The sequence below is a fragment of the Litoribacter populi genome, from assembly GCF_007483685.1.
Classification (GTDB): domain Bacteria; phylum Bacteroidota; class Bacteroidia; order Cytophagales; family Cyclobacteriaceae; genus Litoribacter; species Litoribacter populi.
The window spans coordinates 1,466,966-1,476,382 of sequence record NZ_VMKN01000001.1 but is presented as its reverse complement, the minus strand read 5'-3'; the positions used below and the strand labels follow the sequence as shown (position 1 = coordinate 1,476,382).

General features: G+C 43.4%; 9 protein-coding genes and 1 pseudogene. 2 read left to right on the top strand and 8 right to left on the bottom strand.

All coding sequences use genetic code 11. The features are described from left to right. From FPL27_RS06475 to FPL27_RS06455, 5 genes are all read right to left on the bottom strand, one after another. Positions 1 to 1,218: IS1634 family transposase (locus tag FPL27_RS06475; protein WP_221936579.1), on the bottom strand; the 1,218-nt coding region annotated here is incomplete at its 3' end. A gap of 79 nt (positions 1,219 to 1,297) precedes the next feature. Then, positions 1,298 to 1,486, bottom strand: coding sequence for a hypothetical protein (locus FPL27_RS06470; protein WP_143960313.1), 189 nt, complete (start codon positions 1,484 to 1,486; stop codon positions 1,298 to 1,300). A 177-nt stretch (positions 1,487 to 1,663) separates the two neighbouring features. Next, a complete protein-coding gene (locus tag FPL27_RS06465; RefSeq protein WP_143960312.1) occupies positions 1,664 to 2,329 on the bottom strand; it encodes a periplasmic heavy metal sensor in 666 nt (221 codons plus the stop codon). 13 nt (positions 2,330 to 2,342) lie between these two features. Further along, a complete protein-coding gene (locus FPL27_RS06460; protein WP_143960311.1) occupies positions 2,343 to 2,669 on the bottom strand; it encodes a hypothetical protein in 327 nt (108 codons plus the stop codon). Beyond that, positions 2,653 to 3,144 carry an RNA polymerase sigma factor gene (locus FPL27_RS06455; protein ID WP_143960310.1) on the bottom strand — a complete coding sequence of 164 codons (492 nt, stop codon included), beginning with the start codon at positions 3,142 to 3,144 and terminating at the stop codon, positions 2,653 to 2,655. Before FPL27_RS06455 ends, FPL27_RS06460 begins: the two co-directional genes overlap by 17 nt. A 99-nt stretch (positions 3,145 to 3,243) precedes the next feature. On the opposite strand from FPL27_RS06455, the pseudogene trhA reads away from it, so the two are divergent. Next, positions 3,244 to 3,886 (top strand): annotated as a pseudogene (gene trhA / locus FPL27_RS20275) (PAQR family membrane homeostasis protein TrhA). 304 nt (positions 3,887 to 4,190) lie between these two features. Here trhA and FPL27_RS06445 read toward each other — a convergent pair. The 3 genes from FPL27_RS06445 to FPL27_RS06435 form a co-directional block, all read right to left on the bottom strand. Continuing rightward, positions 4,191 to 4,586: a DoxX family protein gene (locus tag FPL27_RS06445; protein WP_143960309.1), complete on the bottom strand. Its 396-nt coding sequence runs from the start codon at positions 4,584 to 4,586 to the stop codon at positions 4,191 to 4,193. 98 nt (positions 4,587 to 4,684) lie between these two features. Continuing rightward, complete coding sequence (locus FPL27_RS06440) at positions 4,685 to 7,162, bottom strand: ABC transporter permease (protein WP_143960308.1); 2,478 nt, start codon at positions 7,160 to 7,162, stop codon at positions 4,685 to 4,687. A 327-nt stretch (positions 7,163 to 7,489) separates the two neighbouring features. Next, positions 7,490 to 7,819 (bottom strand): RNA polymerase sigma factor, encoded by a 330-nt coding sequence (locus FPL27_RS06435; RefSeq protein ID WP_143960307.1) that lies wholly within the window; start codon positions 7,817 to 7,819, stop codon positions 7,490 to 7,492. A gap of 121 nt (positions 7,820 to 7,940) precedes the next feature. On the opposite strand from FPL27_RS06435, the gene FPL27_RS06430 reads away from it, so the two are divergent. Then, positions 7,941 to 9,350: an alpha/beta fold hydrolase gene (locus FPL27_RS06430; protein WP_143960306.1), complete on the top strand. Its 1,410-nt coding sequence runs from the start codon at positions 7,941 to 7,943 to the stop codon at positions 9,348 to 9,350. Positions 9,351 to 9,417 lie beyond the last annotated feature (67 nt).

Below are 9,417 nucleotides of genomic sequence, written 5' to 3'. Positions count from 1 at the left end.
TATTTTCCACAGATTGTTGTAGTTTTCTATTATTTGGTCTTTCCCCAGTCGTGTATTGGTGATATAGCCTTTCAGGCCGTCCCACCTGGAATCCTGTTCAAATCTTGCCCGGTCGATCTCAATTTTGATTTCGCCCTCCATTTTTAGGTACTTGTTGTAGCCCCTGTTGTTGATGTGCGATTTATTGAGCTTTCCCGACCTGAGCTGCTTCTCCAGCTTCTTCAGGCCCCTTTCCCTGTTGGACCGGTCTTTTCTGGCCCGCTTCTCAGAATAGCTGACAACCATTTTGAGCCCTTCTTCCCAATCCAGGATGGTGCTCTCCCCGTTGCACAGCTCAAGTGAAAGAACCTTTGATTTTTGGCCCTTACCGCCGGTCTTCAGCCTGGCTCCCAAAATGAACTCATATCCCTTTTCAACGAGGTCTTCAATATTCTTTTTTGAAAGCAGGCCCGAATCAGCTATGATGACGGGGGCGGGCAGGTTATATTTAGTCTTGAACTTCTCAATAACCGGGATCATCGTGTGGCCTTCAAACTTGTTTCCCTCGAAAATTTCATAGGCCAACGGATATCCCTCCAGCCCGACAAGAAGGCCCAGTACGATCTGTGGATTCTGATGTTTTCCCTCTTTCGAAAAACCTGTTTTTCTAAGGTCATCTTCCTGGTCTATTTCAAAATAGAGAGTGGTCACATCATAAAACACGACATTGATCGATCCCCCGAGTATTTTCCTGGTATGCTCAAAGCTGATCAGCTGGACGGTTTCTTTATAATTGTTGTACAGCTTGTCCATATACCTGTACAGGGCATGGACCTCGATGGAAAGCCCATGGAAATTGAAGAGGTACTCAGTGGTCTTGAGTTTACTGCCCGGAAAACACAGCCTTGAAAAAACCAGCCACCTGAATAGTTCATCCTTGACAGCGTTAAAGCCAATCATGTCAAAAATTTTCCCCAATAAAAGCTCTGTTCCGGTTACCGTAATTCCCGCAATATTGTCGAGAACGTTTTGAACAGCCTGCTTTTCGTTGTTGAATGGGAGCTCCAGTAGCCCACGTTGGGACTTAATCCACTGTTCTCCTTCCTTGACAAGTCTTTCTACTGTGTCCAAATCCGGGCTGCTGCCGACGGTTTTGACGACTTTATATTTACCAGATTTTTTCTCGATTACCTGGACACTGATTTTCCCGCTTTTATTGGGTTTTTTCCGGACAAACATGGGTGAAAATAAGGAAAAAGAAGGCTGGGACACCCATTGTCAACCACTAAAAATTATGATTTAATTGAAAATCAATTATTTAATCAAAAATGGGACTGACGACTGTCGAAAACAGGAAAAGGGTCGCTGTAAGAAGCAATAAAATGAATGCCACTACATACTCTATTGCATTTGGATAAGGCAAATGATAATAATCATCCTTTATTTTATAGGAAATCGCCAGGCCAAGGCAGGTAAGAAACAAAAAAATGATATAGAATTTTCTCATATTTAAAGTGAATAAAAATAATCTTTTCATTTCTATTTCTCCTAATCTTGGTCGATAGGTTAACCATAATTAACGAATGAGGGGTCAATTCAGCATTAAACACTGACAGCCTCCCGTATTAGGGGAGGCTGTCGTGTAGAAAATTAAAATGGATTGTTTTATGGCAGGACAGGAATTTTACTGATTTTCTTCTTTGAGGTTAATGATGACTACCCCGTTTTTACCTTCTTCACCAAACCGTTCTTTGGCTTTGGAGTCCTTGAGCACTTCAATGCTTTGAATATTGTCGGAGCCTATGCTTTCAATACCAGGTACCCGCTTCATCTTCCCATCCGTTCGAATATAATAAGTAGGCTGACCGCTAACAGCCGTACCGGAAATACTGATGCTTGGAGATCCCTCCACAAGCTTGGCCGGCTTAAGATTGCCGTAAGAGTAAGTAAAAGCAGCAGGTTTTCGCAAACCGTCCAATTCCTTAACCTGTTCGGCATCCAGTTCATTTTTAATGGCCACCAAAGTCGAGAGTTGTTTCTTTTTAAGGTCATTTTCCAAGGCCAATACCTTGTCCATCTGGCTCATAACAGCTTTTTCATCCGGTTTTTCAGTATCCAAGAGTCCTTTAAGTTTTTCGTTGGCAGCACCCAGATCCCACTTTAAGTTGCTGAATTCCCCGGCATTGCGGCTATGGATGCGCTTGATGCGCTCGGCCTGCTGTTCGGAGAGCTTTATTTTCTCTCTGTTTTTCATGACCAAGTCGGCCGAAAATAGCGACTGCTGAAAAAGATCCTGAGCCTGTGCAAATCCGGTCAGGCATACGAAGGCAATTACAATTAGATTTTTCATGGTAGATTTTGCTTTAAAATTCGGTCAATAAACTGCTGGTCTGGGGTTCCCAGACATCCATATAGGTAGTTTTTTCTATTAGGAGCTCCTGCTCTTGGTTTTCCCCTTCCACGAGTGTGATAATGATGATATCTCCCTCTATTTGAGATGATGGTGGTGTAGGGTAAAAAAACCAAAGCAAAGCTATGAAAGTAGCTGCAATCCCTATCGGCAGCCACCCAATGTGTTTCTTTTTTTGAGGCTTGGGAAAATCAGGAATGGACAACTTTTCATCCCGTTTTTTCAGCTCAGAGAAGAACAGTTTTAGATCCCTCTCCTCTCCACTATCTTGCGTCTTCATGGGCTTTTTTCTTTTCAATGAGTTTCTTCAGGTTTTTCTTACCCCTGTCATAGTGCGTCCGGACTGTACCAATATGCAGTCCCATCACAGAAGCGGCTTTTTCCAGGGTCATGTCATGGTAAAATATCAACAGCAATACTTCCCGTTGCCTTTCAGGCAGGTACTGCAGGAGTTCCTCGTGATCTTCAGCTTGATGAACAGCTTCGGGTTCCGGCAGATCCATTCCATCCAGAAAGGGTATTTGTCGGCTGTTTTGTCGGTACTCTTCCGAAGCCGTGTAGCGGATGATGGAGAAAAGCCAGGTTTTGGCCTTGGATTTCTCCGAAAACTCCGCTTTTCCTTCCAGAATTTTGAGGTAAGCCTGTTGCAATACGTCCCGGGCCATATTCCCATCAAACCCACAGCATTGTCGGGCCCAGATGTAGGCTTCCTGGTGTACTGATTTGACGAGTTGTTCTAGCTGATGCCGATTCATATCTGTCCTTTAGTGTCTAAAAGTTAAGAATATATGACACACCGTAGAAAAATTTTTTCTTGCTTTTACTAACGAGCCGGTAAATGGTATCTTTGACCCATGGCCGGACCGGTAGAAAGAAAACAGTCACTTCAGGAGGAGTTTGCAAACAGTGTAACGCATGGGGTTGGCATACTTTTCAGTGTGGTTGCCATCTCTCTGTTGGTCACTTTCTCGGTGCTCAAGGGATCGGCTGTACATGTTTTTGCCTGCAGCATGTTTGGGGCCTCCATTCTGCTGCTTTATACATTTTCCACCCTTTACCATGCCATACAGTCCCCAACGGTTAAACCGCTATTGAGGACCTTTGATCATATTAGTATTTACTTCTTGATAGCAGGGACCTATACTATTTCTTCTAATTGCCTTGGGTGGGATGTTGGGCTGGATTTATTTTGGGATAATTTGGGGATTGACCGTAGTGGGGGTGGTATTCAAAATTTTCTTTACCCATAGGTTTGCTACTTTATCCCTGGTCCTTTACCTGAGTATGGGATGGTTGGCGGTATTTTTCATTCAACCACTGGTCAGCCGCCTTGACGTTACGGAGCTGAGCCTAATTGGTGCCGGGGGAATTGCTTATACCTTAGGTATTATATTTTATACCAACAAAACCATGCCCTTTGCCCATGCAATTTGGCACCTGTTTGTGTTGGCTGGAACGGTGACGCATTTTATTGCGATTATGTTTTTGATTTCTTAAAAAATAGCACAAAGTACTATGTACCATGAACCAAGTACCATGTACCACGAACCAAGTACCATGCACCATGTACTAAGTATATTACAGGACGGAGGTAATTTCTTGCCGTTTTGAGGCTTTTCGGAAATTGCCCGTTGTCCCGAGGCTGCGCCTCGGGACTATGAAAATTGAGGCTTTGCCTCTATTTCTACCGATTCTGGATAAATGGGATTTTCATTAAGCATTATCATTTGATATACTGGAATGGGGATTACAAATCCCCCGATCTGAGGTTCGAGATTGCAAATCACGAACAGCATAGTGCTCAGTGCTCAGCACTCTGGCTACTGTATACCACCAACAATGAAACCAGGAGCAAAACACTATACTCCACCCCGCCTTGTCCATGACCTACCACAAACCAGCCGTTTGGGAGGTGAACAAGAAATATACCCGCGACTATGATCAAGGCATGGAATAGAGAAAGGTATTTCACCCATAAGCCATAAATGAGCAAGCTTCCGCTTAGGATTTCGCCTATTGTGACTGTCCAAGCAATAAGGTCTCCCACTATAAGCCCTTGACTGTTGAGAAATCCACCAAAATCCCCCACTGAACCGTAGTACAGTCTAGCTGCTCCATGACTAATAAAAATGACGCCCAAAACTATTCTAAGAACAGTAACAGCCTTAGGTTGAGAAAATGATGGAAGCGGTTTCATCAAATTGATTTAATATGTATTGTAGACCCTATCTTTAATAACTCACCACAGATTACTCTATTATTTGGCAGGTTTGTGGTGATTTTTTTTAAAACCACTCACTCCGATTTCAAAGAGTCCACCGGATTCGACATCGCAGCTCTCCAAGTTTGCACCAGGATGGTTGGGAAAGAAAATATAATGGCCACCAGGAATGCCAGCACAAAATAGCCTATTTGTATTTCGACCTTATAGGCAAATTGTTCCAACCAATACTCCATCGCAAACCAGGCCAAAGGGGAGGCAATCAGGATGGCACAGATGACCAACTTAACGTAGTCTTTGGAGAGAATCCCGACAATATGGAATTCAGAAGCTCCCAATACCTTTCTTACACCTATCTCCCTTACACGCTGCTCAATGGTCGCCATCACCAAACCAAATAGGCCTATGCAACCGATCAATACGGCAAGCACTGTAAATAACCAGAAGGTAAACCCTGCACGCCTGTCGGACTGATACATGGCCTCAATCTCATCATCCAAAAAGGTGGCATCATATGGCTGGGTTGAAACGATAGTTCCCCATTTATCTTCAATGCTTTCCAAAATTGGCGTCAAGTTTCCTTTTTCTAGCCGGAGCGTGATGAAAAGTTGCCTTGGATAGTAAGATTTTGAGGAAAAATGAAACAGGCCGAAAGGCATGATTTGAGAATGCAGGGATTCGGTATTAAAATCTTTAACAACCCCAATTACCTCAAACATTTGATTTCGATTGCCCGGGTATTGAATATAATTACCGACAGCACTTTCAGGCGTCCAGCCTATATGCCAGATCGCTGTTTCATTCAAGATGACGGAAGTGGAGTCATTGAAATCCAAAGAAAAATCCCGACCGAAAAGCAATTCCATACCCATAGTGGTAACATATTGCTCATCCACCATAAATGACCCCAAGGCCAAGTCTTTAACCAGGTCTGTTTCATCTTCAGAAGTCATAGGCATATAAAAATCACCATATGTATTCTTTCCTGGTACTCCGGTGCTGAGACTGGCATTTTGGATCCCGGCCATTTGTCTCAGTTCCTCCGTCAATACCGCTTGGCTGCCCCCTGCTTTTTCCACCTGGTTCAGCAACAGAACCTGTTCCTTATCAAATCCCAAATTCATTTGATTGGCATATTGGATCTGTTTGAAAATCACAATGGAAGAGATTATCAAGGCTGTAGAGATCACAAACTGAAAAACCACAAGCCCATTTCTGGCTGTCTGCTCACTGAAGATACTGCTGGGGTTGGAATTTCTCTTAAAGATCGTCATAGGCCTAAATCCACTAAGGTAAAATGCCGGATACAGGCCTGAAAACAGGGAGGTGACCAAAAACAACCCTAAAAATGCGAGAAGATGCCCTGTAGTGAAGAGGTCATTGATTAAAAAGGGTTTTCCTGTCAGTTGATTGAAAAAAGGAAGCAAATAGACCATCATGAAAATGGCGGTCACGGATGCCAAAAAACTAAAGAGTGCTGCCTCTACTAAAAATTGACCTATAAGTTGCTGGCGGGCTGACCCCAATACTTTTTTCACTGCAACTTCCTTGCTCCTCCGAATTGCCTTTGCGGTGGTCAGGTTCATGCAGTTGATACAGGCCATCACCAAAATCAATAGTGCAGTAAAAATAAATGCATTCACCGTAGTTGCATTTCCGTGGGAAATCTGATTGCTGAAAATCCCTGAGGATCCCAAATGAATATCCTCCATGGGCTGCAATAAAAGGTCCCACCTTCCCCCATTCGCTATAAACTCATCAAAGGGTTTCCCTATCCGCTCAAATGCCCCGGCTGCCAACAACTTCACTATAGAAGGCAGCTTTGCCTCAATTTTGGCTACCGTTTCCGGATTGGCCGATTCAGGATGTAATTTGACAAATGTATTCATTTGTAGCCACACCCAACTCCAATCAAAACGCTGCACCACAGGATTGGCTTCATTGGGGATCAGCAGGTCAAATTGAATGGATGAATTGGAAGGTAAATCCTCCAACACCGCGGTGACCAAAAAAGGCTTGCTCCATTCGTCAAAATGCAGTTCCTTACCCAGAGCAGACTGATTTCCAAAATATTTCTTGGCGGTACTTTCTGTCAGGACCACAGAATAGGGATGTATAAGGCTGCTATTTACATCTCCTTCCAACATTTGGAACTGGAAAAAACTGAGGAAGTTGGTATCCACCGAAAACATCCTAGTTTCCATAAAAATTTTGTTATCGGTACCATCCTGAAAACTTACATATTCAGGCGAATTTAGATACAGCCTTGTATAGTCTGCCACTTCTGGAAAATTATTCACAAGGGCCTTTCCAACGGGAGGGGGCGTATTTCCACCCACAAATTCTTCGGGACCCATTTTGCCGTCAATGTTTACCCGGTAAATCAGATCAGCCTCAGGCAGGAATTGATCAAAGCTTTTCTCATGATGGACATAAATCCCAATAAACATGACGCAAAGAAGGGCAATCCCCAATCCGGAAACATATAGGATACTGGTCAGTCTATTTCGAAAAAGATTTCTCCAGGCGATTTTCAGGTAGTTTTTCCACATATGTTTCTTTCAATAAAAAAGTTACTGTTTAAGCTGATGTTCCTTTCCATTCCCGTGCCACCCAAATATTGACTCTAATTGCCTTAATGGCATTGTTTGAAAAGCCAACATTCATTAAAACCGCTCATTTTTGTTCGCAAGCGAACAAATTAATATACTGAGTATTAAACTCTTAATTAAAGTTAAGGAATTTTTCTTGACGGAAATTTAGATGAAATAGCTAATTCTTTAGTGGGAAAGAGTGTTATTTTGTATAAATTATCCACACATTAAAATAACCTTGCATTTAGCTTTTTAAAACTCACAAGATGAACAAACCTGCCCTTTTTACAATTGGATTAGCTGCTGTTTTCTTTTCCTCGTGGTTTTCTGCTTGATGAACAGCTTCGGGCTCTGGCAGATCCATTTCATCCAGCCAGGGCATTTGTCGGCTGTTTTGCCGATACCATTCCGAAGCTGTGTAGCGGATGATAGAGAAAAGCCAGGTTTAGCTTTACATTTCTCCGAAAACTCTGTTTTGCCCTCTAGGATTTTAAGGTAAGCCTGCTGCAACACGTCACGAGCCATTCCCTCGTCAAAACCACAACATTGCCGGGCCCAGATGTAGGCCTCCTGGTGTACGGATTTGACGAGTTGTTCTAGCTGCTGCCGATTCATATCTGCCCTTTAGTGTAGAAAAGTTAGGAATATAGGACAAGATGGCGAAAATTTTTTATGCTAACTAAACTCCAATAACAGACTTTGACTAATTTAGCAATTATAAAATTATCAGACCCTGATGGCAAAGCTTCTTATCTTATTTCTATTTTTTAGTTTCACCCAATTAATTCACGCACAAGAAATAACCGGCAACTGGTACGGGCAACTTCCGGACAGGGAACACCTGCTGCTTGATGTGAGGAAGGCATCGGATGGATATTCGGCTTTGCTGGATATCCCGGAGAAAAACATATTCAGGACAAGATTTGATAGCATAGCCTTTCAAGACGGGCAGGTATTCCTGAAGCATAGCGGCCTGGACTATGAATTCATAGGCTCAATCAACGGTACCACTATCAAAGGGGAAATAATCGAAAGCGACACGCAAAGCCCTTTAACCTGGCATCGGGAACCGCTTGCCCGACGAACACAAATCGTAGAGCATCCTTTCCCCTATTATGCTAAAGATGTTAGCTTCTTGAGTGCCGAAGAACACATTGAGCTTGCAGGAACCCTTACCATGCCCGATGAACAGGGAAAGTTTCCTGCGGTTGTCCTCATTACCGGGAGCGGTGCCCAAAACCGGGACGAAGAAATTATGGGGCACAAACCTTTCTTGGTGTTGGCGGATCACCTCACCCGAAACGGAATAGCGGTGCTCCGCTATGATGATAGGGGCACGGGGGAATCCAAAGGCAAGTTTAGGCCTGCCACTGCTGAAAATTATGCAAGAGATACCCAAGGCGCTGTGCAATTTCTCCAAAACCATCCCAACATCCTAGCCGAGCAGATAGGGTTGGCAGGACACAGTGAAGGCGGCAATATTGCTCCATTGGTGGCGACATGGGAAGATATAGGTTTTCTGGTGCTATTGGCTGCTCCTGGAGTTTCCAACCTGGACATGGACCTTAAGCAATTGGAAATGATTTTTGAAAATGAAGCTCCTGAGGATTACGATAGGGATTTTGCCCATTGGGAGCGGGTGTATAGAAGTATGGCGGAAATCGACGATAAAGAAACTCTTAAGGCCACCTTGGACACGCTCTTCGACAGCTGGATGGCTACCGTCCCCGATGAAGAATTTGTTATTGAAGGGGGTAAGGAGAAATTTAAAAGGGAACAAATCGAAAGCCACACCTCAGATTGGTATCATTACTTTTTACAGTTTGATGTCAACCAATACCTACCCCATATGGACATGCCTATTTTGGCGCTCAATGGCAACAAGGATATGCAGATTGAGGCAGGTCAAAATCTGGATGGCTTCAGGAAAACCTTGGAGTCACTGGGGCATCCCAATTATAAATTGGTCGAGCTCGAAAACGTCAACCATTTTTTCCAGCCTTGTGAGGTTGGAACCTTTCCAGAAGTATATTTCCTGGAAGAAACCTTTTCCGTAGTGGCTCTGGAAGAAATCAGCGGATGGATTAAGGAGAATGTCATGGGAGAGGAATCGGAAAATAAATTAAAAAATGCGGCCAGAAAGTAAAATCAATTTCCCTTCGTCAAGTAACAAAAAGGGATTCAGCGGGAAAAGGGAATGATTAGCTTTGAAA